This window comes from Salinicoccus halitifaciens (assembly GCF_021026095.1).
Lineage (GTDB): Bacteria > Bacillota > Bacilli > Staphylococcales > Salinicoccaceae > Lacicoccus > Lacicoccus halitifaciens.
In genome coordinates, this window is sequence record NZ_JAJNCU010000001.1 from 452,774 (window position 1) to 474,795 (window position 22,022).

At 46.8% G+C, this 22,022-nt stretch carries 24 protein-coding genes; 23 read left to right on the top strand and 1 reads right to left on the bottom strand.

The genetic code is table 11. The annotated features are described in order from the left end of the window. The first annotated feature begins 35 nt into the window (after nt 1–35). From hemW to recO, 20 genes are all read left to right on the top strand, one after another. Nucleotides 36–1,154, top strand: a complete 1,119-nt coding sequence (gene hemW, locus LPW40_RS02220) for a radical SAM family heme chaperone HemW (protein ID WP_230820602.1) — start codon at nt 36–38, stop codon at nt 1,152–1,154. An 88-nt stretch (nt 1,155–1,242) separates the two neighbouring features. Further along, nucleotides 1,243–2,229, top strand: coding sequence for a heat-inducible transcriptional repressor HrcA (hrcA, locus tag LPW40_RS02225; protein ID WP_413775980.1), 987 nt, complete (start codon nt 1,243–1,245; stop codon nt 2,227–2,229). Then, entirely contained in the window at nt 2,192–2,932 is a 741-nt protein-coding gene (gene grpE / locus LPW40_RS02230; RefSeq protein ID WP_230820603.1) for a nucleotide exchange factor GrpE, read from the top strand. Before hrcA ends, grpE begins: the two co-directional genes overlap by 38 nt. Before the next feature lie 54 nt (nt 2,933–2,986). Next, nucleotides 2,987–4,825 (top strand): molecular chaperone DnaK, encoded by a 1,839-nt coding sequence (gene dnaK, locus LPW40_RS02235; RefSeq protein ID WP_230820604.1) that lies wholly within the window; start codon nt 2,987–2,989, stop codon nt 4,823–4,825. Nucleotides 4,826–4,906: 81 nt separating this feature from the next. Then, entirely contained in the window at nt 4,907–6,031 is a 1,125-nt protein-coding gene (dnaJ, locus tag LPW40_RS02240) for a molecular chaperone DnaJ (protein WP_230820605.1), read from the top strand. 2 nt (nt 6,032–6,033) lie between these two features. Continuing rightward, nucleotides 6,034–6,966, top strand: coding sequence for a 50S ribosomal protein L11 methyltransferase (prmA, locus tag LPW40_RS02245; protein WP_230820606.1), 933 nt, complete (start codon nt 6,034–6,036; stop codon nt 6,964–6,966). Nucleotides 6,967–6,972: 6 nt separating this feature from the next. Further along, nucleotides 6,973–7,698, top strand: a complete 726-nt coding sequence (locus LPW40_RS02250) for an RsmE family RNA methyltransferase (RefSeq protein WP_230820607.1) — start codon at nt 6,973–6,975, stop codon at nt 7,696–7,698. Between the two features lie 81 nt (nt 7,699–7,779). Next, on the top strand, nt 7,780–9,135 hold the full coding sequence (mtaB, locus tag LPW40_RS02255; protein ID WP_230820608.1) for a tRNA (N(6)-L-threonylcarbamoyladenosine(37)-C(2))-methylthiotransferase MtaB: 1,356 nt from the start codon (nt 7,780–7,782) through the stop codon (nt 9,133–9,135). Between the two features lie 43 nt (nt 9,136–9,178). Then, nucleotides 9,179–9,844, top strand: a complete 666-nt coding sequence (gene deoC, locus LPW40_RS02260) for a deoxyribose-phosphate aldolase (RefSeq protein WP_230820609.1) — start codon at nt 9,179–9,181, stop codon at nt 9,842–9,844. A 99-nt stretch (nt 9,845–9,943) separates the two neighbouring features. Further along, the gene (gene rpsU / locus LPW40_RS02265; protein ID WP_072707963.1) at nt 9,944–10,120 is read left to right on the top strand and encodes a 30S ribosomal protein S21; all 177 of its coding nucleotides are present in this window, start codon (nt 9,944–9,946) and stop codon (nt 10,118–10,120) included. A 137-nt stretch (nt 10,121–10,257) separates the two neighbouring features. Then, a complete protein-coding gene (locus LPW40_RS02270; protein ID WP_230820610.1) occupies nt 10,258–10,941 on the top strand; it encodes an NfeD family protein in 684 nt (227 codons plus the stop codon). Between the two features lie 23 nt (nt 10,942–10,964). Then, nucleotides 10,965–11,972 (top strand): flotillin-like protein FloA, encoded by a 1,008-nt coding sequence (gene floA / locus LPW40_RS02275; protein ID WP_230820611.1) that lies wholly within the window; start codon nt 10,965–10,967, stop codon nt 11,970–11,972. A gap of 11 nt (nt 11,973–11,983) precedes the next feature. After that, the gene (locus LPW40_RS02280) at nt 11,984–12,700 is read left to right on the top strand and encodes a hypothetical protein (RefSeq protein WP_230820612.1); all 717 of its coding nucleotides are present in this window, start codon (nt 11,984–11,986) and stop codon (nt 12,698–12,700) included. Nucleotides 12,701–12,787: 87 nt separating this feature from the next. Then, complete coding sequence (locus tag LPW40_RS02285) at nt 12,788–13,066, top strand: GNAT family N-acetyltransferase (RefSeq protein WP_230820613.1); 279 nt, start codon at nt 12,788–12,790, stop codon at nt 13,064–13,066. 124 nt (nt 13,067–13,190) lie between these two features. Then, nucleotides 13,191–14,129, top strand: a complete 939-nt coding sequence (locus LPW40_RS02290) for a PhoH family protein (protein ID WP_230820614.1) — start codon at nt 13,191–13,193, stop codon at nt 14,127–14,129. Between the two features lie 9 nt (nt 14,130–14,138). After that, nucleotides 14,139–14,603, top strand: coding sequence for an rRNA maturation RNase YbeY (gene ybeY / locus LPW40_RS02295; RefSeq protein ID WP_230820615.1), 465 nt, complete (start codon nt 14,139–14,141; stop codon nt 14,601–14,603). Between the two features lie 2 nt (nt 14,604–14,605). Continuing rightward, nucleotides 14,606–14,953 carry a diacylglycerol kinase family protein gene (locus LPW40_RS02300; protein WP_230820616.1) on the top strand — a complete coding sequence of 116 codons (348 nt, stop codon included), beginning with the start codon at nt 14,606–14,608 and terminating at the stop codon, nt 14,951–14,953. 12 nt (nt 14,954–14,965) lie between these two features. Then, nucleotides 14,966–15,379, top strand: a complete 414-nt coding sequence (gene cdd, locus LPW40_RS02305) for a cytidine deaminase (RefSeq protein ID WP_230820617.1) — start codon at nt 14,966–14,968, stop codon at nt 15,377–15,379. Beyond that, on the top strand, nt 15,372–16,280 hold the full coding sequence (gene era / locus LPW40_RS02310; RefSeq protein ID WP_230820618.1) for a GTPase Era: 909 nt from the start codon (nt 15,372–15,374) through the stop codon (nt 16,278–16,280). The genes cdd and era overlap by 8 nt, the downstream gene beginning before the upstream one ends. A gap of 8 nt (nt 16,281–16,288) precedes the next feature. Continuing rightward, on the top strand, nt 16,289–17,059 hold the full coding sequence (gene recO, locus LPW40_RS02315) for a DNA repair protein RecO (RefSeq protein ID WP_230820619.1): 771 nt from the start codon (nt 16,289–16,291) through the stop codon (nt 17,057–17,059). A 79-nt stretch (nt 17,060–17,138) separates the two neighbouring features. Here the strand turns inward: recO and LPW40_RS02320 are convergent, their stop codons facing one another. Then, a complete protein-coding gene (locus LPW40_RS02320) occupies nt 17,139–18,515 on the bottom strand; it encodes a glycine--tRNA ligase (protein WP_230820620.1) in 1,377 nt (458 codons plus the stop codon). 294 nt (nt 18,516–18,809) lie between these two features. Between LPW40_RS02320 and LPW40_RS02325 the strand changes: the two genes are divergently transcribed. Genes LPW40_RS02325 through dnaG form a run of 3 tightly spaced genes read left to right on the top strand, consistent with a single transcriptional unit; the run spans nt 18,810 to nt 22,015 of the window. Further along, a complete protein-coding gene (locus LPW40_RS02325) occupies nt 18,810–19,427 on the top strand; it encodes a helix-turn-helix transcriptional regulator (RefSeq protein ID WP_230820621.1) in 618 nt (205 codons plus the stop codon). An 11-nt stretch (nt 19,428–19,438) separates the two neighbouring features. Further along, entirely contained in the window at nt 19,439–20,263 is an 825-nt protein-coding gene (locus LPW40_RS02330; protein ID WP_230820622.1) for a pyruvate, water dikinase regulatory protein, read from the top strand. Between the two features lie 6 nt (nt 20,264–20,269). Next, the gene (gene dnaG / locus LPW40_RS02335; protein WP_230820623.1) at nt 20,270–22,015 is read left to right on the top strand and encodes a DNA primase; all 1,746 of its coding nucleotides are present in this window, start codon (nt 20,270–20,272) and stop codon (nt 22,013–22,015) included. Nucleotides 22,016–22,022 lie beyond the last annotated feature (7 nt).

Here is a 22,022-nt window from a genome sequence, read left to right on the forward strand (position 1 = left end):
TTTTGTGGCTTTTAATTTTGTTAGGACGTGTAAAAATGAAAAGCTTGTATATTCATATTCCATTCTGCAACCGGATATGCACTTATTGCGACTTTACGAAAGTGCTCATCAAAAACCAGCCGGTTGACGATTATATAGACGCATTGATCATGGAAATGAAGACACTGGAACATAAAGATTTCAAAACGGTTTATGTGGGGGGAGGCACTCCGACAGCATTGAGTGAGGCGCAGCTCGAGCGCCTGCTCGGATTCATCTCGGAAAATTTCACGGTTTCCGGAGAATATACTTTTGAGGCGAATCCCGACGAAGTGACGACCGGGAAACTGGACCTGTTGAAGAATTACGGCGTCAACAGGGTGAGTCTCGGGGTCCAGTCCTTCAATGACGATATATTGAAGGTGCTGAACAGAAGCCATGACTTCAATGATATCTTCAGGAGCATCGATCATCTGGAGAAGATCGGGCTTTCAAATTATTCCATGGACCTCATGTACAACCTGCCGGGGGAGACCTTCAATGACATTGATACAAGCCTCAAATACGTGGAGGAATTGAAGCCGAAGCATATTTCATGGTATTCGCTGATCATAGAACCGCATACAGTCTTCTATAATGAGATTAAAAAAGGCAGACTGAAGATCGACGACGACAACAAGGAAGCGGAGAAATACATCCATGTGATGGACGGGCTGCAGGCACTCGGTTATCCGCAGTATGAAATCTCCAATTTCGCAGAACGGAAGTATGAATCAGAGCATAATAAGACGTACTGGCGCAATGACAATTATTACGGTGTCGGCGCGGGGGCGCACGGCTACATCAATAATGAACGTTACTATAATGTCAAACCTGTCCCGCACTATATCAAATCGATGAATGAGAATCATTCGGCCGTCAAAGAAACCATCCTGCTTTCTGAAACCGAGAAGATCGAAGAGGAAATGTTCCTCGGCCTCAGAATGACCGAAGGTGTCTCCAAAAAACGTTTCAGGGACAAATACGGTGTCGGCATGGATGAATATTATAAAGATGAGTTATCTTTCCTGAAAGATAAAAAATGGATCAAGGACGACGGCCGTCATATCGCCTTGACCGATTCCGGCAGGATGGTCGGCAATGAAGTGTTCATTGCATTTTTAAAGTCATCATAAAATGAGCACAATCAATTGACATACTTTGACCAATTTGATAAATTATATTTAGCACTCGATGATAGAGAGTGCTAAAGAGGTGAAGTCAATGCTTACAAAAAGGCAAGAACTCATCTTATTTTTAATTGTGGATGAATTTCTGGCCGCCATGGTTCCCGTTAGTTCGAAGCAGATTATTCAAAAATATCAACTCGATATTTCCAGTGCTACGGTTAGAAACGAAATGGTTAAGCTTGAAGCAATGGGCTTTTTGACAAAACCGCATACATCGGCAGGCAGAATACCTTCCAGAGAAGCACTCAAGTTCTACATTGGGAAATTGAGCGAAAAGCTGGATGAGAAATCACAGTCGGAACAGATTCACCTTAATTTGAAAAGTCATCACAATCCTGAAGATTTATCAAAAAGCACTGCTGAAAAAATCAGTGCACTGACCAATTATTTGACTGGCGTATCATTTACTGGTAAAGATGAAACAGTCAAGGGTATTTATTTCACTCCATTGAATGAAGGCATACTGCTTGTAATCATAGTTCTCGATTCGGGTAATATCAAGGAAATACCCGTAAAAATGGATTACAATGTATCACTTGAAACATTGAAGATTCTCACCAACTATTTCAATCAGATCATCATGGATACGCCGTTGCAGGACCTTTCGGAACTGCTCCGGACGTCATTGAAGAACACTGCGCTTGAATACACAGTGAACAGTGTCGCCGATCACATCAGGGAAGATCTCGACCAGCCGAGGAAATTCAGCGGCTACTCCGGATTCAACCATCTGATCCAGCAGATCAGCGAAGACACAGACACCCTGCGGGCTTTGTATGATGACCTGGAGGCCAAGCAGCTGGACAGCATCATCGATGTCACTGACAGTGACGGAGTGGATATATATCTTGGTGATGAATTGCCTGAAGATTATCATTCAATCTCGATCATCACAACAAACTTCAAGTTAGCCGGTTTTGATGGAAATCTTATGATTATAGGCCCTGAGATGATGGGCTATAAGAAAGTCATAAAATTGTTACATGCGATTAATAATCAGAGCACAAAAGGAAGTGAATGATTTGTTCGACAACGACAACAATCAAAAAGTCAAAGATGATTTGACGGAAGAAGAAAAAGAGCAGATGCAGGAAGTGAAGGAAGATGCATCAGGGGAAGAAAAAGAGCAGAAACAGGACCTTGATGATCATTCAAAAGATCCGGCAGATGAGGAACAGGAAAACGATAATGAACAGGATTCAGCAGAAGACGAGAGTGAACCGGTTCCGGAAAGCAGTGCTGTTTCAGAGGAAACGGCAGAGGAAGCCGATTCACATCAGCAGGAGCTGGAGCGCCTGAAGCAGGAAGCCCAGGAGTACGAAGAGAAGTATTTGAAGCTCTACGCGGAATTTGAGAATTTCAAGCGCCGCAACAGACAGGAAATCGATCTCAACAATAAATACAAAGATCAGAAGTTCGCAGAAGATCTTCTCCCTGTACTGGATAACCTCGAGCGGGCGATGGCGATCGAAGGTGACAATGATTCATTCGCTTCACTGAAAAAAGGTGTCGAAATGGTATATAACGAATTTCTGAACATCTTCAACAAGCGTGATATCACTGTCATTGAAGCGGAGGGCAAGGAATTCGACCCGAATTTCCATCAGGCAGTGATGACGGAACCTTCAGAGGAAGAATCCGGCATCGTCCTTGAAGAATTCCAAAAAGGCTACCAGCTGAAAGACCGCGTCATCCGCGCTTCCATGGTTAAAGTCAGCGAATGACCGGTGCAGTTTTACTGAAAGATAAATAATTAATATATTTGGAGGCTGTTTCTTATGAGTAAAGTTATTGGTATTGACCTTGGTACAACAAACTCAGTAGTATCCGTCCTTGAAGGCGGAGAAGCTAAAGTGATTCAAAACGCTGAAGGCAACCGTACAACTCCTTCAGTCGTTTCATTTAAAAACGGTGAAAGACAAGTCGGGGAAGTCGCGAAGCGTCAGGCGATCACAAACCCTGACACTGTTATGTCAATCAAAAGGCATATGGGCACCGACCATAAAGAGAAGGTCGGCGGAAAAGAATACACACCTCAGGAAATCTCTGCGATGATCCTTCAAAACCTGAAGGAGACTGCCGAAAGCTACCTGGGCGAAAAAGTGGAGAAGGCTGTCATAACAGTTCCGGCCTACTTCAATGACTCCGAACGCCAGGCGACTAAGGATGCGGGCAGAATTGCCGGTCTTGAAGTCGAAAGGATCATCAACGAGCCGACTGCAGCAGCACTCGCTTACGGTCTCGATAAGCAGGACGAAGATCAGAAAGTGCTTGTTTTCGACCTTGGCGGCGGAACGTTTGACGTTTCCATCCTTGAACTCGGGGACGGCGTGTTTGATGTCCTTGCCACTGCAGGCGACAACAGACTCGGCGGTGACGACTTTGACGATGTCATCATCGATCATCTTGTGGATGCGTTCAAAAAAGAAAACGGCATCGACCTGTCAAACGACAAGATGGCGATGCAGCGTCTGAAAGATGCAGCGGAGAAAGCGAAAAAAGATTTATCAGGTGTATCATCAACACAGATTTCACTGCCGTTCATCTCAGCAGGCGATGCGGGCCCACTCCACCTCGAAATGACGCTGACACGTGCAAAATTCGAAGAACTGTCAGATGATCTTGTAAAACGTGCCATGGACCCGACAAGACAAGCGGTGAAAGATTCCGGACTCAGCAAAGATGAGATCGATGAAGTAATCCTTGTCGGCGGTTCCACAAGAATCCCGGCTGTACAGGAAGCGATCAAAAAAGAACTGGGTAAAGAACCGAACCGCAGTGTGAACCCTGATGAGGTTGTGGCCATGGGTGCTGCGATCCAGGGCGGTGTGCTGTCAGGAGATGTAAAAGATGTGGTACTTCTCGATGTGACGCCTTTATCACTCGGTATTGAGACGATGGGCAACGTCATGACGACCCTCATCGAAAGAAACACGACGATCCCGACAAGCAAATCGGAAGTGTTCTCAACAGCTGCAGACAACCAGCCGGCTGTGGACATCCATGTGCTTCAGGGTGAGCGTCCGATGGCAAACGACAACAAGACACTCGGCCGTTTCCAGCTGACTGACATTCCACCTGCACCACGTGGTGTGCCTCAGATCGAAGTGACGTTCGATATCGATAAGAACGGTATCGTGAATGTTACAGCAAAAGATCAGGGAACAGGAAAAGAACAGAAGATCACCATCCAGTCCTCATCGAACTTATCAGATGATGATATTGACAGAATGGTTAAAGAAGCCGAAGAGAACGCTGAAGAGGATAAAAAGCGCCGCGAGGAAGTTGAAACGCGCAACGCTGCAGACCAGCTGATCTTCTCAACTGATAAGACTATTGAAGACTTAGGCGACAAGGTTGACGCAGATGAGAAGGAAAAAGCCGAGAATGCCAAAGAAGAACTGAAAACTGCCCTGGAAGGCAATGACATGGATGAAATCAATGCCAAAAAGTCTGCATTGGAAGAAATCCTGCAGGGCATGTCCATGAAGCTTTATGAGCAGATGGCACAGGAGCAGCAGGCAGAAGGCGGCAATACCGAAAGCAGCACATCAAGCGATGACGATGTGATTGACGCTGATTTCAAAGAAGTCGATGACGAAAAAGATAAAAAATAATCATTGATTAAAAGTCAAAGCCAATGCATTTGGCTTTGACTTTTTTAAATGTTATGATTTGGAAGTTGGAGGGAGATTCGGATGGCTAAAAGAGACTATTATGACATCCTTGGCGTCGAGAAAAATGCGTCGAAGGATGAGATCAAAAAAGCGTATCGTAAATTATCAAAAAAGTATCACCCGGACATCAACCAGGAAGAAGGTTCCGACGAAAAGTTCAAGGAAGTCGCGGAGGCTTATGAAGTCCTGTCAGATGAAGATAAGCGTGCCCAGTATGACCGCTTTGGCCATGAGGGCATGAAATCACAGTTTGGCGGCGGGGGCGGCTTCCAGGGTGCAGGCGGCTTCGGCGGTTTCGAAGATATTTTCAGCTCATTCTTCGGCGGCGGGCGCCAGGCGGACCCGAATGCCCCGAGAAAGGGTGACGATCTCCAATATACGATGACCATCGATTTTGAAGAGGCCGTATTCGGAGTGACCAAAACCATTTCCATCAAAAAGGAAGTCACATGTGATGTCTGTGACGGCCACGGCGCAAAGCCGGGTACATCTAAAAGCACATGCAGCATGTGCAGCGGCGCCGGACGCGTGGCTGTCGAGCAGAACACACCATTTGGACGCATCCAGACGGAACGTACATGTCCGACATGTCAGGGTACGGGTCAGGAGATCAAGGACCCTTGCAACAAATGTAAAGGTGCAGGTACAGTGACTAAAGATGTGGATATCGAAGTTACAGTACCTGAAGGCGTGGACAACGGCCAGCAGATCCGACTGCACGGCAAAGGTGAGCCGGGCATCAACGGCGGGCCTGCGGGGGACCTCTACATCGTCTTCCGTGTGAGGCCGGATTCAAGGTTCACACGTGACGGGGATGACATCCACTATGAACTGCCGATTTCATTCGCGCAGGCTGCACTCGGTGACGAAGTGAAAGTGCCGACGATCAGTTCCGAAGTCATGCTGACGATACCTGCGGGTACGCAGACAGGCAAACGTTTCCGCCTTAAAGAGAAAGGCGTCAAAAATGTACACGGCTACGGTTACGGTGACCAGTTCATCACTGTCAAAGTGGTGACCCCGACGAAGCTTTCCAATAGAGAGGTCGAACTCTTCAGGGAACTTGCGAAAGAAGGCGGGGAGACGATCGAAGAGCAGCAGGAGAACATCTTCGACCGCACCAAGCGCTTCTTTAAAGGAGATTAAAGATGAAATGGCATGAAGTTGCAATTCATACAAAGGAAGATAATGAAGAGAGTCTTTCAGCTTACCTGAACACTTTATCGAAAGGTGTATCAATCGAGCATTCCATTGATATCTTAAGGCAGAAGATCACCAATTTCGATGAGAAATTCAAGCTGAACCCAAAGGATTATCCGGACTCCGATATCAGGATACTGGTCTATTTCGATGAAACCCAGGACGTTGAAACCATGATCGGGAAGATTGAAACTTTCATCTCGGAGGCGGACCTCGCGTCCAAAGAAGAGATCGATATTTCACATAAGGTCATTGAAGAGTCCGATTGGGAAAACGAATGGAAGAAGCATTTCCACAGTTTCAGGGTTTCCGAGACATTTGTGATCGTGCCTTCATGGGAAATGGATGAATACGAGTACCGGGAGAGGGACCGGCTCATCAAGCTCGATCCCGGGATGGCCTTCGGCACGGGGGATCACCCGACGACCAGCATGTGCCTCAAGTTTATAGAAAAGACGGTGAAACCCGGAAGCTCGGTCATTGATGTCGGCACGGGATCGGGAATCTTATCGATCGCCTCCCATATGATGGGGGCATCATCCGTGAAAGCGACCGATATTGATGAGTTATCCATAAAAGTCGCATATGAGAATTTTGTCATCAATGACTGCGAGCAGGCGATACGGCTGGAAACTGCCGATCTGCTTAAAGAGGAAGACGGCAGTTACGATATCGTCATCGCCAACATCCTTGCACACATCATTGAAGATATGGTTGAAGATGCGTATGAGAAATTGAATGAAGATGGATATTTCATCGCCTCCGGAATCATCTCTGAAAAACGCGATGAGATTACAGGGAAAATGACACGTGCCGGATTCCGCATTGTGGAAATCCTTGAAGAAGACGGCTGGGTAAGTATTTTAGCTGAAAAGGTATGATTTGCCATGCAGAGATATTTTACATCCGAAAAATTGAACCTGAATGAACAATATGAAATAGAGAATGAAGATACGCATCATATGCTCAATGTGATGCGTTTTCGTGTTGATGACATGTTTGAAATGGTGGACGGCAAAAAGGCCGGCTACTTATGTAAGATCATCGGGGTGGACGGCAGGAAAGTCTCTTACATGACCGAAGGGGGACTGGAGCCGAGTACTGAACCGCCTGTTGAAATCACAGTGGTGTGCCCGTTGCTGAAGGGTGAGAAATTCGAGTGGATGCTTCAGAAATCGACTGAACTCGGCGCCTCGGCATTCATCATTTACGAAGCTGACAGAAGTATCGTGAAGCTGGATGCGAAAAAAAGGGAGAAGCGTCTCGCGCGCTTTCAAAAAGTGGTCAGGGAAGCGAGTGAGCAGAGCAGGCGTTTCACCATCCCCGATATACGCTTCGAAGGGAAGCTCCACGCCATGGACTTCAATGATTATGATTCTGTCATCATTGCATTCGAAGGTTATGCAGGCCAGAAGGCAAAGTCTTTTTCAAATCTTGAGAGTATACGCCCGGGCAGGAAGATCGCTTTCATATTCGGCCCGGAAGGCGGACTCACAGAGCAGGAAGTTGGGGCGGATACCTCTTTTGTGCCCCTCTCACTCGGGCCGAGGATACTCCGTGCCGAGACGGCGCCGCTTTATTTCCTTGCCGCCGTAAGCAGTATCGTGGAATGACGCGTAATTGAATGACTTTTTATATTATGCTATTATATGTAAAGTTATCATAATACTTTATTAAAGAAAGATTTGATGGTTATGAATGAAAAAACAATTGCTTTCCACACGCTTGGCTGCAAGGTCAACCATTATGAGACAGAGGCGATGTGGCAGATATTCAAAGAAGACGGATACGAACGTATAGATTTTGAACAGAATGCCGATGTCTATGTAATCAATACATGCACTGTGACCAACACGGGGGATAAGAAAAGCCGTCAGGTCATCCGCCGTGCCATCCGTAATAATCCGGATGCGGTCATCGCCGTGACGGGCTGCTATGCACAGACCTCCCCTAAGGAGATCATGGATATAGCGGGTGTGGACATCATCATCGGCACGGAGGACCGGGATAAACTGCTCGGGTATGTCAATCAATACCACCGCGAACGCCAGCCGATCAACGGCGTCAAAAATATCATGAAGAAGCGTACATATGAAGAAATGGATGTGCCTTATTTCACGGACCGCACACGTGCGACCCTGAAGATCCAGGAAGGCTGCAACAACTTCTGTACATTCTGCATCATCCCGTGGGCGCGGGGGCTGATGCGCTCACGTGATCCGCTGAAAGTCATTGAACAGGCACAGAACCTTGTGGATCAGGGGTACAAGGAGATCGTCCTCACGGGCATCCATACCGGCGGTTACGGGGAAGACCTGAAAGATTACAACCTGGTCCAGCTTCTGCGTGACCTGGAACAGGTCGACGGCCTGAACCGCCTGAGGATCTCAAGCATCGAAGCGAGCCAGCTGACCGATGAGGTCATTGATGTCATCAGGGATTCAAATAAGATCGTAAGGCACCTCCATGTGCCGATACAGTCGGGCAGTGATACGGTCCTGAAACGTATGAGAAGGAAGTATACGATGGAATTCTTTGAATCCCGTATCGTGAAACTGAAGGAAATCATGCCGAATGTGGCGATAACGAGTGACGTCATCGTCGGATTTCCGGGGGAGACGGAAGAAGAATTCCAGGAAACTTATGATTTCATCAATAAGCATCATTTCTCCGAACTTCATGTCTTCCCTTACTCAATCAGGACCGGCACCCCGGCTGCGAGGATGACCGATCAGATCGATAATGACACCAAAAACGAAAGGGTCAGAAGGCTGATCGACTTATCAGACCGCCTCGCACTCGAATATGCCGAAGGCTTCAAGGATGATGTCCTTGAAATCATCCCGGAAGAGGTCAAAGACGGGAAATTGATCGGCCATGCTGACAACTATATGAAGATTGCCATCGATGCGGATGAATCTTTGACAGGAGAGCTCGTGAAAGTCAAAGTGACCGAAGCAGGATATCCGCTGAGCCATGGGGAAGTCGTCAAAGTGCTTGAGAAACCCATGGTCAAGAACTATGCCTATATTGAACGGACGATCCAATAATCCAATCCGGAATGGATCTGAAAAAAAAACTGGAGGCAAAAACATGAAACTTTCAAAGTATATCGACCATACATTATTGAAACCTGCGGTGACACAGGACGAGATATTCGAGCTCTGCCAGGAGGCGATGAAGCATGAATTCTTCAGCGTATGCATCAATCCTGCATGGGTCCAGACCGCTTCCGACATATTGGAGGACAGCGATGTCAAAGTGTGCACCGTCATCGGCTTCCCACTCGGCGCCTCCACATCCGAAGTGAAGGCATTTGAAACGATGAACGCCATCCAGAACGGTGCCGATGAAGTGGATATGGTCATCAATATCGGCGCCCTCAAATCCGGCAATCACGACCTCGTCTATAATGACATCAAAGCGGTCTGCGATGCAGCCGGTACGGATGCGCTGGTCAAGGTGATCATAGAGAGCGGGCTCCTTGACGGTGATGAAATCGTCAGTGCCAGCAATCTTGCCAAAAAAGCAGGTGCCGATTTCGTCAAGACTTCCACCGGATTCAACGGGGAGGGCGCGAAAGTGGAGGATGTCGCTTTGATGCGCATGACCGTCGGCGAAGAAATGGGCGTTAAGGCGAGCGGCGGAGTCAGATCAGCTGAAGATGCCCTGAAGATGATAGAGGGCGGAGCGACACGCATAGGCGCTTCAAGCGGCATTGAAATCGTGTCAGGCGGATTGTCGGAATCAGACTATTAAAATTAAGTTGACCAAAAAACTTTGTTATATTATAATGTTTGAGTACATAGTAAAGGCTATGTGAGATTAACCTTTGGTTATTCGGAGGGAGGGAAATTTATGACTAAAACATCTGTTAACAAGAACGAACCGATCGAAGATGCACTGCGTCGTTTTAAGCGTAATGTCTCTAAAAACGGCACTATCCAAGAAGCCCGTAAAAGAGAATATTATGAGAAACCAAGCGTGAAACGCAAGAAAAAATCCGAAGCAGCACGCAAAAGAAAATTCAGATAAAATATCCTCCCTCGGATAATTTATCATACACGGACAGTACTATTATTTAATAGTGCTGTCTTTTTTTCACATCTTGTCAGTACAGTTTATTTATTTTTGCATGGTAAGTATGTATAATGAAGGTGGAGGGGATTTGCATGGCAAGGATTGATACATTTTTGGTTATGAATATTGTACATACATTCAGCGATGTTATTACCATGCCTGTAATTGCCTTTATACTGCTGGCTATTTTCATCATCGGACTGGTGATGCAGCTTTTCTCCGAACGATTCAATTTTTATGGCCTGCTTTCAATCGCCGCCATGGTCTTATTTTTCTCCGGTCACCTTTTGACTGGTGAAAACAACCTATGGGCGCTTGCATTGTTTGTCCTCGGCTCTTTCCTGGTGATTGTAGAGTTTTTTGTAATCGGTACCTTTTTAGGGATAATAGGCATAATTCTCCTTTTGCTGAGCATTGTGCTGGTCAGTGGGAATATGATTCTTTATTCGATATTTCTGCTGATTATAATCATTATTGCATCTTTTATGGTGGTGGGTCTTATCAAATCCAAGAAAAGAAAAATTCCATTTTTGAACAGGTTGATTTTAAGCGATGCGACCGATGCCGAATCCGGCTATACATCATTTGATGACCGGTCCGATCTTCTCGGGGTCACAGCGAAGACTGTAACACCGCTCAGGCCGTCGGGGACGATACGGTATGGTGAGAAGCGGATTGATGCTGTTGCGGAAGGGTCTTACATCCCTGCAGACACTGAAGTGAAGGTCATACTCATTGAAAGTTCGAGGGTTGTTGTACGTCCGATTGAAGAATAGATTAATTTAAAGGAGAGTTTTATATGGATCTTATGTTTATAGGTGGCGGATTATTAACGGTCATATTCCTGATCGTTATAGTATTCATCATCCTGTCGTTCATCCTGTCATTTGTCCCGGTCGGCTTATGGATTTCAGCCATTTCCGCCGGAGTCAAAGTGGGTATCTTCTCACTGGTTGGGATGCGTCTCAGACGTGTCAAGCCGAAACGTGTCATTGAACCGATGATCAAAGGTGACAAGGCAGGCATCAAGCTGACCGTCAATCAGCTGGAGTCACACTTCCTTGCGGGTGGTAATGTCGACAGGGTCGTCGATGCACTGATCGCAGCCCAGCGTGCAGATATCAACTTGACATTCGAGCGTTGTGCGGCAATCGACCTTGCAGGCCGTGACGTGTTGGAAGCGGTTCAAATGAGTGTCAATCCGAAAGTGATCGAGACACCATTCATTGCAGGTGTGGCAATGGACGGTATTGAAGTTAAGGCAAAGGCGCGCATTACTGTACGTGCAAACATTGAACGTCTCGTCGGGGGTGCCGGTGAAGATACGATCGTCGCCCGTGTCGGTGAGGGTATCGTCTCCACAATCGGTTCTTCGAACAAGCATTCCGACGTATTGGAAAACCCTGACCGTATTTCCCAGACTGTACTTTCAAAGGGCCTGGACTCAGGTACAGCGTTTGAGATATTATCCATAGACATTGCGGATGTGGATATCGGCAAGAACATCGGAGCCGACCTCCAGACAGAGCAGGCGGTGGCCGATAAGAACATTGCACAGGCTAAAGCTGAAGAGCGCCGGGCGATGGCCGTAGCGCAGGAGCAGGAGATGAAAGCCCGCGTTCAGGAAATGAGGGCGAAAGTTGTGGAAGCGGAGTCGAAAGTGCCGCTCGCTTTTGCTGTAGCGCTTGAAAACGGCAATATCGGAGTAAGCGATTATTATGATCTTAAAAACGTCGAAGCAGATACAAACATGAGGGATTCCATCAATAAGATGACAGATCCGTCTCGTTCCAAAGATGAAGAATAGGGCGTGATATCATGGAAGTATTACTGCCTCTGTTAATATTTGCAGGCGGGGTAATATATTCACTTATAGCCAGCAGCGGGAATAAGAATGAAGAAAAAAGAGATATCGATCCGGATAAAATGGAAAGGCCGGGACGCTCGGCCCCGAGACCCCGGCAGCCGGAGGCGGGAAGGCGGGAACAGGGTCCGCGCGGCATGTTCGACGAGATGAAGCGCGAGTTCCAAAGTGAATATGAAAAAGCCATGGGGCGCACTGCAGGAGATACCGCAGGCGGTCCTGCCGAGACCGGTCGGGAAGGGCCCGCAAGACCGACCCGTGAAGATGTCAGACGCCGCGTTGATGAAGAACGGCGGAAGTTTGAAGCTGATCGCCAGCGGGAGAAGAAAGAAGCCTCAATGCGGGAGCGCTCGCGCGCTGAGGTCAACCGGGACAGAAAACCCGTTGAGAGAAAACAGAGCGAAAGAGCGGAACGGGCAAGAGAAAGAGTCCGCACCGGTGCTGTGGAAACCAAAGCTGAGCCTGTGGGCGCAATCGGAGGCGTGGGTGGCGAAATCACCGATGAGGTGCGTTATTCATATGGTGACGACCGGACTTCGATACATGAAAAAGGAAAGAAACAGAGAACTTCATTTTCATCCAAGGACCTCACATTTGATAACAAAGCCATTGTGAATGGCGTCGTCTTCAACGAAATATTGGGGAAACCAAGATCTCGTACCCGTAAATGATATGATGACACACAGCATTGTGTGTCATTTTTCATGTTTCAAACAGGCGGGATTAGAGAATATGATAAATGAGCAGGAGGTGTAGATATGAATGTGGATATTAAAAAAGGTGAAAACATGTTCTTTGTCGGAGAAGATGAACTGAATCCGGAAGCATTTGTTTCCTATGTAGTCGACGAGGACGGAGATTTCATCATCGACAGTACCCAGGTCGCCAATCAGTTGAGCGGTCAGGGCATCGGCAGTGCGCTGGTTAATATGGTGGTCGAGTATGCCAAGGAAGAAGATAAGAGGATCGTCCCGGCATGCCCCTTCGCAAGGGCAGTTATGGAGAGGGAAGAAGATTCGAAAAAAATGATAAAGTGAAATAAGCTCATAAGGGCTTATTTTTTTATTGTGCAGGCTGTGCCAGACCCGGCGAATTTATTGCAGACGGGTTTCTATAATGGTAAATTTAAGGTAACCACAAATAAATTAAAGGGGTTTGTACATGCCTAATATAATAAATATAGACAGTCTCGAGGAGGCCCAGGCGCTCATCGGGGCGAATGATGCACATATTACATTTTTGGAAGATATGTTCGATGTCACCATCCATACGCTCGGCAATGAGATTACAGTGAGCGGGCAGGATGATGATAATGTCGAACTGGCAGAGGATGTGCTCATTCATTTGCTTAAAATCATCCAGCGGGGGATGAAAGTGAATTTGAGGGATGTTCAATCGGCATCAACCATGGCGAAGAACGGGACGATTGAGTATCTCCTTGATCTATATAATGAAGTGATTGCCAAAGACAATAAAGGCAAGGGCATACGTGCCAAAACCACCGGACAAAGACTATATATTGAAAACATCAAACGGAGTGACCTCACCTTCGGCATCGGCCCGGCGGGGACAGGCAAGACGTTTCTTGCTGTTGTGCTTGCATGCCAGATGCTGAGGGAAGGCCAGGTCAAACGGATCGTTCTGACAAGGCCTGCCGTCGAAGCGGGGGAAAATCTCGGTTTCCTGCCGGGGGATCTGAAGGAGAAGGTGGACCCTTATTTAAGGCCGTTATATGATGGCCTGCACACCGTCCTCGGGACGGAGCAGACTGACCGTCTGGTGGAGCGCGGCGTCATCGAAGTTGCACCGCTCGCCTATATGAGGGGACGTACATTGAATGATGCATTCTGTATCCTCGACGAAGCGCAGAATACTACAGAAATGCAGATGAAAATGTTTCTGACCCGCCTCGGCTTCGGCTCAAAAATGGTCGTCACGGGAGATGAGACGCAGATAGACCTGCCGGGGGCGACTAAAAGCGGCCTGATAGAGGCTGTGAGAAGGCTTGATGATGTAAAGGGCGTCGCCATCAACCGCATGGACGAAACTGATGTAGTCAGACATCCGCTTGTTTCAAAAATCATTAAAGCTTATGAATAGGGGTGCACTATGCTGACAGTCGATTTTATAGATGAAGAAGAGTTTACTTCCGGAAGCGAAAGGGATGAAATCAGCCGTTTGCTGAACTTCGCCTACGAAGAGCTGGAAGCCGGTTCAGATGCGGAAATCAGTGTGTCGTTTGTTGACAATGAGGCGATACGTGAGCTCAACCATCAGTACAGGGATAAAGACCAGGTGACTGATGTCATTTCATTTGCCATGGAAGATGATGAATTCAACCTGATACATGAAGAAGCACCGAGGGCGCTCGGTGACATCATCATCTCCACCGGCCGCGCCAGGGAGCAGGCGGAAGATTACGGGCACAGTTACCGGCGCGAGTTATTGTTCCTGTCACTTCACGGTTTCCTTCATCTGCTCGGATATGACCATATGGAAGAAGCGGATGAAAGAGAAATGAACCGGATGCAGGATGAGATCCTGGAAAAATTCGGTGTATCGAGAGATGAGTGAGGATGAAGCGTTTTAAATATGCGCTTCAGGGGATCAGGGTCCTGTTTGATAAGGATCATCATTTCGCGGTGCATTTGCTGTTTGCTTTGCTTGTTGCAGCAGCCGGCTTTTTATTCGGACTGAACACGCTGGAATGGCTTTTCATCATCGGTGCGGTCTTCATCGTGCTGATCAGTGAGGTCGTCAACACAAGCGTTGAGTATACGGTGGATCTCGTGACGGATGAATTCCACGAGCTTGCAAAGCGTGCTAAGGACACTTCAGCCCTTGCTGTGCTGCTTGCATCGCTGTATGCGGCAATAACGGGATTGATCATCTTCATCCCGAAAATAATTGTTTTTTTTACTTAGGAGAGTGAATACATGAACGACGGGATTTTTAAGGAAGAATGGCTGGCGGAAGCCATTGAAGCACAGAGCCGCGCCTACACACCTTACTCGAATTTCAATGTGGGTGCATTGCTTGTGACTGAAGATGACCAGTATATATACGGTGCAAATATAGAAAATGCATCATACCCCGCGACGATCTGCGCTGAACGCAGCGCTTTGGTGAGTGCTTATTCGAACAACATCACGGAGTTCAAGGCACTCGTCGTCGTAACGGATTCGAATGAGGCAGCAAGCCCGTGCGGCATATGCCGCCAGGTCATGAAGGAGCTCTGCCACGATGACATGCCGGTATATCTGACCAGCAAAACCGGAAAAGTGATCAAACGCACAGTGGATGATCTGCTGCCGCTGGGCTTCTCAGGGAAGGATATGGAAAATGAGTGAAGATAAATTCAAATCAGGCTTCATCAGCATCATCGGCCGGCCGAATGTAGGAAAATCAACCTTTATGAACAAAGTGCTGGGCCAAAAGGTTGCGATAATGTCCGATAAGCCGCAGACAACGAGGAATAAAATACAGGGTGTCTACACGACCGGCCAATCACAGATGATCTTCATCGATACACCGGGCATCCATAAACCAAAGCACCAGCTCGGTGAGCATATGATGAAAGTCGCCCGCAATACACTGAGGGAGACGGAAGTGATCCTTTTCATCATCAATGTTGCAGAGGAAATCGGCAGGGGTGATGAATTCATCATCGAGATGCTTAAAAACACAACGACACCGATCATCCTGGTCCTGAATAAGATAGATCTTGTACACCCCGATGATCTGATCAAACAGATTGAAGTATATAAAGATACGCTGGAATTCAGCGAAATCGTGCCGATATCTGCACTGCAGGGCAATAATGTCGATAAGCTTCTTGAAGTCATAGAGAGCTACCTGCCCGAAGGGCCGATGTATTACCCTGAAGACAGGGTGACCGACCACCCCGAGCATTTCATAGTCAGTGAGCTCATACGTGAAAAAGCACTGCATCTGACGAGCCAGGAAATCCCCCATGCCATCGGTGTGGAAGTGGAAAAGATGAAGGCGAATGAAGAAGGCGGCAAGGTACATGTGCAGGCCACGATCTATGTGGAACGTGAGTCGCAAAAAGGCATGGTCATCGGTAAGGGCGGCAAGATGCTCAAGGAAATCGGCAAACTGGCAAGGGTCGATATAGAGAATCTTCTTGGCAGCAAAGTCTATCTTGAACTGTGGGTGAAAGTACAGAAGGACTGGCGCAATAAAACAAACTTCATACGTTCACTTGGCTACAGGGATGATGAATACTAGGTGATGAGATGATATATCAGCAAAAAGGCGTAATGATCCGGCAGACGAATTACAGTGAGTCCAGCCGGATCATTACTATTTTAAATGAAGATGGCGTGATGGTGCCACTGATGGCCCGCGGCTTCAACAAACCGAAAAGCCCGTTCATCGTTCTACGGCAGGGTTTCAAGGAGGCGCTGTTCACCTATAACCGCTTCAAGGGCATCGGCACGCTGAACGAAGTGGATGTGATCTCCCACTTCAAGGGCATCAACGAGGATTTTGAGCTGTTCTCCTATGGCAGTTATATAATGGAATTTGTGACGCGTATATTGAATGACGAGGATGTTACGCCGAAGAACTTCGAACTGCTTATGAAAGGTTTTAAATTGCTTGAAAAGAAGGAAGAAAACGAGAAAAATGCGACAACATCGATGGTGGCCATCAAGTTGATGCCTCAGTACGGCATCGAAATCAATGTGGATGAGTGCGCACTTTGCGGAAGCAGGGCGTATGACACTTTCAGCCATTACTCATTTATATACCACAGTGTAATATGTGATCACTGCGCAAATGAGGAAACGCTGGAGCGGACGGTGAACATCGGCAACCGGATCATATATCTGGCTGCATATATGAAAAACGTCAAGCTGGATCTGATCAACTCGATCAATGTCACCCCGGAAAACGGCAGACGGCTGCTGAATTTCACGGAACTGATCTATGATGAATATGCCGGGGTGTATTTCAAGGCAAGGAAGATGGTCAAAGGCATGACCGGCCCGGATGAGAGCTCCTGACTGTTCCATATATGAGACAGAAAGACATGAAAAAGAACAGGTGACGGATTTTCCATCGCCTGTTCTTCATATTGCTTGTTTAGAACTTGATTCTTTCCTTCAGGAAGCCGCTCACTTCATCAATCGGCATCCTCGTCTGTTCCATCGTATCCCTTTCACGCACTGTCACCATGTTGTCCTCCAGTGAATCGAAGTCGAATGTGATGCAGTAAGGTGTACCGATTTCATCCTGACGGCGGTATCTCTTACCGATCGACTGTGATTCGTCAAACTCCACGTTGAAATCAGGTGCCAATTTTTCATAGACTTTGATGGCATCCTCACTCAACTTCTTAGATAACGGCAGGACTGCTGCCTTGAATGGCGCAAGACTCGGGTGGAATCTCATGACCGTCCTGGATTCACCGTTTTCGAGTGTTTCCTCCTCATAAGCATCACTCATGAAGGCGAGTGTCACACGGTCGAGTCCGAGAGCCGGCTCGATGACGAACGGGATGAATTTCTCGCCTGATTCCTGATCATGGTAAGTCATATCTTCGTTCGAGTGTTCCATGTGCTGCTTCAAGTCAAAGTTTGTACGGCTCGCAATGCCCCACAGCTCTCCCCAGCCGAACGGGAATTTATATTCGATATCCGTTGTGGCATTCGAATAGTGGGAAAGCTCATCCTCATCATGATCACGCATGCGCAGGTTGTCTTCTGCAAGACCGAGTTCAAGGAGCCAGTTCTGACAGAAATCTTTCCAGTATTTCTGCCATTCGACTTCGGTGCCCGGCTGACAGAAGAATTCAAGTTCCATCTGTTCGAATTCCCTCGTTCTGAAGATGAAGTTGCCCGGTGTGATTTCGTTACGGAATGATTTACCGATCATGCCGATGCCGAAAGGCAGCTTTTTGCGCATCGTCCTCTGGACATTTTTATAGTTTACAAAGATGCCCTGGGCCGTTTCAGGACGCAGGAAAATTTCGTTTGTCGACGATTCCGTCACACCCTGGAATGTTTTGAACATCAGGTTGAACTGGCGGATGTCGGTGTAATCATGTGCACCGCAGGTCGGGCAGTTGATTTCACGCTCATCGATGATGTTTTTCATCTCATCGAAGCTCAAACCGTCGGCCACAAAAGTATCGTCTTCTTTTTGAACCACATTTTCGATGAGTTTATCTGCACGGTGACGGCTTTTACATTCCTTGCAGTCGATCATCGGGTCATTGAAGTTGTTCAAATGTCCCGAAGCTTCCCATGTTTTCGGGTTCATGAGGATCGCAGCATCGACACCCACGTTGTACGGGGATTCCTGGATGAACTTTTTCCACCAGGCGGCTTTCACGTTGTTCTTAAGCTCGATGCCGAGCGGACCGTAGTCCCATGTGTTGGCAAGGCCGCCGTAAATTTCACTTCCCGGGAATACAAATCCTCGTGATTTTGATAAATTGACAATTTTGTCCATGTCCATAAATACCACTCCTTAAAATAATTTTGAATATAAAAAAGTCCCAGGACAGCCGATGAAATGCTGTCCTGGGACGAGTTTATACCCGCGGTTCCACCCAAATTAGTGTTTCCACTCACTTTTAATATACAATTTCATGTTAAATAATTCATATATGCCATTTACAGATGTTAAGCTCACACCGTCCTTAACTCGCTTAAGCCCATTATATAAAATGTTAATTGGAAGTGCAAACATTTCATTGTATTTCTTTATCTTTCAAGATGTATTATAATTATTGATATTGGGAGTGAGGCCATGGAACTGAACAGCAGGCAGGAAAAGATATTGAAAATCGTCAAGCAGCACGGACCGATAACCGGGAGCAAAATCGCTGAACAGCTGTCTTTGACAAGAGCAACTTTAAGGCCGGACCTTGCAATTTTGACCATGAGCGGTTATCTGGATGCCCGCCCACGCGTCGGGTATTTTTATACCGGCAAGGAACCGGAGGAAATATTAACCACCAAAATCCGGAATATTCTGGTCAGGGATGTACAAAGCCTGCCGATTTTGATCAAAGAGGACACATCCATCTATGAAGCCATTGTAAAGATGTTCCTTGAAGATGTGGGTACATTGTATGCCATAGATGATGACAGGGAACTGGTCGGCGTCATATCCCGGAAAGACCTTCTGAAAGGCACGATGGGGAAGAATGATATCGAGAAGACACCTGTGAGCATCATCATGACCCGCAAGCCCCATATCACGACATGCTATCCGAACGATCTTCTGATTTATGCGGCGAACCAGCTGATAGAAAAACAGATCGATTCCATACCGGTAATAGATAAGGAAGACGGCAGAGAAGTGGTGATCGGCAGAATCACCAAAACCAATATCACAAGAGTGTTCGTCAATTTAATGGAATAAGGAGTGTCCCTATGTCTAATATAAAAATAATCATTGCATCGGACTCGGTCGGGGAAACAGGTGAACTTGTCGCAAAGGCTGCTTTGGCCCAGTTTGATATAGACAGTACTTCCGATGTGCTGATCAAATATCCTTATATCGATTCCGAAGACAATATAGATGATGTCGTCGATCTTGCCAAAAGCAAGGGAGCGACTGTGGTTTTCACGATCATAACCCCGGAGCTCAGGCAGTATATCAAAGAAGAACTGAAGAAGGAAAATATTCCGTCGGTGGATGTGATGGGCCCCCTTATGTCGATTTTGGAAGGCAAGACTGAAGCGGAGCCATATTATGAACCGGGCCGTGTGCATAAGCTGGACGAAGATTATTTCCAAAAGATTGAAGCGATCGAATTTGCAGTGAAATATGATGACGGCAAGGACGCAGGCGGTCTTGACAAGGCGGATATCGTCCTGATCGGTGTTTCAAGGACTTCGAAGACACCTTTGTCCCAGTATTTGGCGCTGAAAAAATATAAAGTCATGAATATGCCCCTTGTGCCTGAAGTGACGCCGCCGAAAGAGTTGTTTGAAATCCCCAAGTCCAAATGCATCGGACTCAGGATCAAATCCTCTTCACTCAATAAGATCAGAAAAGAAAGGCTGACCCAGCTGGGTCTGAAAGACACGGCAAGTTATGCCAGGGATGAAAGGATAGAAGAGGAATTAGCATATTTCGACTCGATCATTGAAAAGATAGGCTGTCCTGTCATCGATGTCTCTGAAAAAGCCATTGAAGAAACCGCAAATGAAATTATGAAATACGTTGATGGCAAAATAGATATCAAAGGGTGATGGCTTATGAGTATCCCGCAGGAAACAATAGAATATGTCAGAGAAAGGACCGACATTACCGATCTGGTTTCTGGTTATCTCAAACTTGAGAAGCGGGGACGGAACTACGTCGGTCTTTGCCCTTTTCATGATGAAAAAACCCCCTCATTCAGTGTCAGTCCGGAAAAGCAGATCTGTCACTGTTTCGGTTGTAAAAAGGGCGGCAATGTTTTTCAGTTTTTAATGGAGATTGAAAACATCTCCTTCACAGAATCCGTGAAAAGGCTCGGGAAGCCGCTTGGAGTCGAAGTTTCTTCAAATGAGAGCAGGGTCGATGATGATGATATGCAGTTCATTAAAATGCATGAACATGTTTCAGATCTGTTCCATCACATTCTCATGCATACCAATGAAGGCAGCGAAGCCCTGAACTATCTTTTGGATAGGGGATTCAGCAGCGAACTGCTGAAGAAGGAAAAAATAGGTCTTGCGCCGAAGATGTCTTCGTTCACCAAAAATGCAATACTCGAGAAGGGTTTTACAGAAGAAGCGGCGTACAGTGCAGGCCTGCTTTCACGGAACGAGACCAATTTCTCTTATTATGACCGGTTCGTCAACCGCATAATGATCCCGATAAAGAACCACCAGAACTATATTGTGGGATTCACTGCGAGAAGTCTGGACGGTTCAGAACCGAAATATTTGAACACCCCTGAGACGAAAGTATTCCAAAAACGGCATCTCATGTTCAACTTGAGCGATGCAAGGAAGTCCATCAGGAACCAGGATGAAATCATCCTGATGGAGGGCCACCTTGATGTATTGAAAGTCAAGTCGCTGAATATAGAGAATATAGTGGGGTTGATGGGCACCGCGCTGAGCGAGGAGAACATCAATCTGCTCAACCGTCTTGCCTCGAATGTAACGCTGATGTTCGACGGCGATGGGGCAGGCCAGCGGGCGACGGTGGATATAGGGGAGACTTTGCTGAAGCACGGACTGAACACATTCGTGATCCAGCTGCCCGGCGGGATGGATCCCGATGAGTACATCGAGAACAGCGGAGAAGAGAGTTTCCGTTATCTCGTAAAGAACGAGAAAAGGCATTATATCCACTTCCTTGCGGAGAAGCTGCTGAATGAAAGCATGCACAATGACCTGGCATTCTCACAAAATATCAACACTTTGACGGATCTGCTCACCTATGTGAATGATGACGCCATCAGGACAAGGCTCATACAGCATATCAGTGAGAGATACGGCATGGATAAATCTCAAATAGAAAGCAAACTTCCTGTTAGAACATCGCAAAAACGGGAAAGTGTTATACAACACACCGAAAGACTTTCCATCAGGGAAAAAAAGGAACGTTATTTCTTAAAAGCGCTCATGAACGATAAAAGCCTTTTCGAATATTCGAAAGACAGGGTGGACAGGGAAGTATTAACCTCAGACCATTATTATGGTATATTTAAAGGGTTGTGCAATTATTTTGACACTCAAGACACATTTGAAGTATCATCGTTTATCCACCAGCTTCCGCATGAACTGCTTGAAGTCGTTATAAATATTGATAATCTCAGTATTCAAAGCGAAGTTTCGAGGGATGAAATCGATGATTACCTTGATGATTTGAGTGGAAAAAGAAACAGCGCCAAGGAAAAGCAGATTTTGTTCGCCCGCCTCAGGGAAGCCGAATCGGCCAATGACATCGATCTGCAGGCGCAGCTCATGCAGCAGCTTTTGGAAATCAACAGCAGATATAAAAGTTAGTAATATA

Bases quoted from the DNA above. Each gene is read 5' to 3' on its own strand.
- hemW (WP_230820602.1), top strand. From the start codon at position 36: ATGAAAAGCTTGTATATTCATATTCCATTCTGCAACCGGATATGCACT.
- hrcA (WP_413775980.1), top strand. From the start codon at position 1,243: ATGCTTACAAAAAGGCAAGAACTCATCTTATTTTTAATTGTGGATGAA.
- grpE (WP_230820603.1), top strand. From the start codon at position 2,192: ATGCGATTAATAATCAGAGCACAAAAGGAAGTGAATGATTTGTTCGAC.
- dnaK (WP_230820604.1), top strand. From the start codon at position 2,987: ATGAGTAAAGTTATTGGTATTGACCTTGGTACAACAAACTCAGTAGTA.
- dnaJ (WP_230820605.1), top strand. From the start codon at position 4,907: ATGGCTAAAAGAGACTATTATGACATCCTTGGCGTCGAGAAAAATGCG.
- prmA (WP_230820606.1), top strand. From the start codon at position 6,034: ATGAAATGGCATGAAGTTGCAATTCATACAAAGGAAGATAATGAAGAG.
- LPW40_RS02250 (WP_230820607.1), top strand. From the start codon at position 6,973: ATGCAGAGATATTTTACATCCGAAAAATTGAACCTGAATGAACAATAT.
- mtaB (WP_230820608.1), top strand. From the start codon at position 7,780: ATGAATGAAAAAACAATTGCTTTCCACACGCTTGGCTGCAAGGTCAAC.
- deoC (WP_230820609.1), top strand. From the start codon at position 9,179: ATGAAACTTTCAAAGTATATCGACCATACATTATTGAAACCTGCGGTG.
- rpsU (WP_072707963.1), top strand. From the start codon at position 9,944: ATGACTAAAACATCTGTTAACAAGAACGAACCGATCGAAGATGCACTG.
- LPW40_RS02270 (WP_230820610.1), top strand. From the start codon at position 10,258: ATGGCAAGGATTGATACATTTTTGGTTATGAATATTGTACATACATTC.
- floA (WP_230820611.1), top strand. From the start codon at position 10,965: ATGGATCTTATGTTTATAGGTGGCGGATTATTAACGGTCATATTCCTG.
- LPW40_RS02280 (WP_230820612.1), top strand. From the start codon at position 11,984: ATGGAAGTATTACTGCCTCTGTTAATATTTGCAGGCGGGGTAATATAT.
- LPW40_RS02285 (WP_230820613.1), top strand. From the start codon at position 12,788: ATGAATGTGGATATTAAAAAAGGTGAAAACATGTTCTTTGTCGGAGAA.
- LPW40_RS02290 (WP_230820614.1), top strand. From the start codon at position 13,191: ATGCCTAATATAATAAATATAGACAGTCTCGAGGAGGCCCAGGCGCTC.
- ybeY (WP_230820615.1), top strand. From the start codon at position 14,139: ATGCTGACAGTCGATTTTATAGATGAAGAAGAGTTTACTTCCGGAAGC.
- LPW40_RS02300 (WP_230820616.1), top strand. From the start codon at position 14,606: ATGAAGCGTTTTAAATATGCGCTTCAGGGGATCAGGGTCCTGTTTGAT.
- cdd (WP_230820617.1), top strand. From the start codon at position 14,966: ATGAACGACGGGATTTTTAAGGAAGAATGGCTGGCGGAAGCCATTGAA.
- era (WP_230820618.1), top strand. From the start codon at position 15,372: ATGAGTGAAGATAAATTCAAATCAGGCTTCATCAGCATCATCGGCCGG.
- recO (WP_230820619.1), top strand. From the start codon at position 16,289: ATGATATATCAGCAAAAAGGCGTAATGATCCGGCAGACGAATTACAGT.
- LPW40_RS02320 (WP_230820620.1), bottom strand. From the start codon at position 18,515: ATGGACATGGACAAAATTGTCAATTTATCAAAATCACGAGGATTTGTA.
- LPW40_RS02325 (WP_230820621.1), top strand. From the start codon at position 18,810: ATGGAACTGAACAGCAGGCAGGAAAAGATATTGAAAATCGTCAAGCAG.
- LPW40_RS02330 (WP_230820622.1), top strand. From the start codon at position 19,439: ATGTCTAATATAAAAATAATCATTGCATCGGACTCGGTCGGGGAAACA.
- dnaG (WP_230820623.1), top strand. From the start codon at position 20,270: ATGAGTATCCCGCAGGAAACAATAGAATATGTCAGAGAAAGGACCGAC.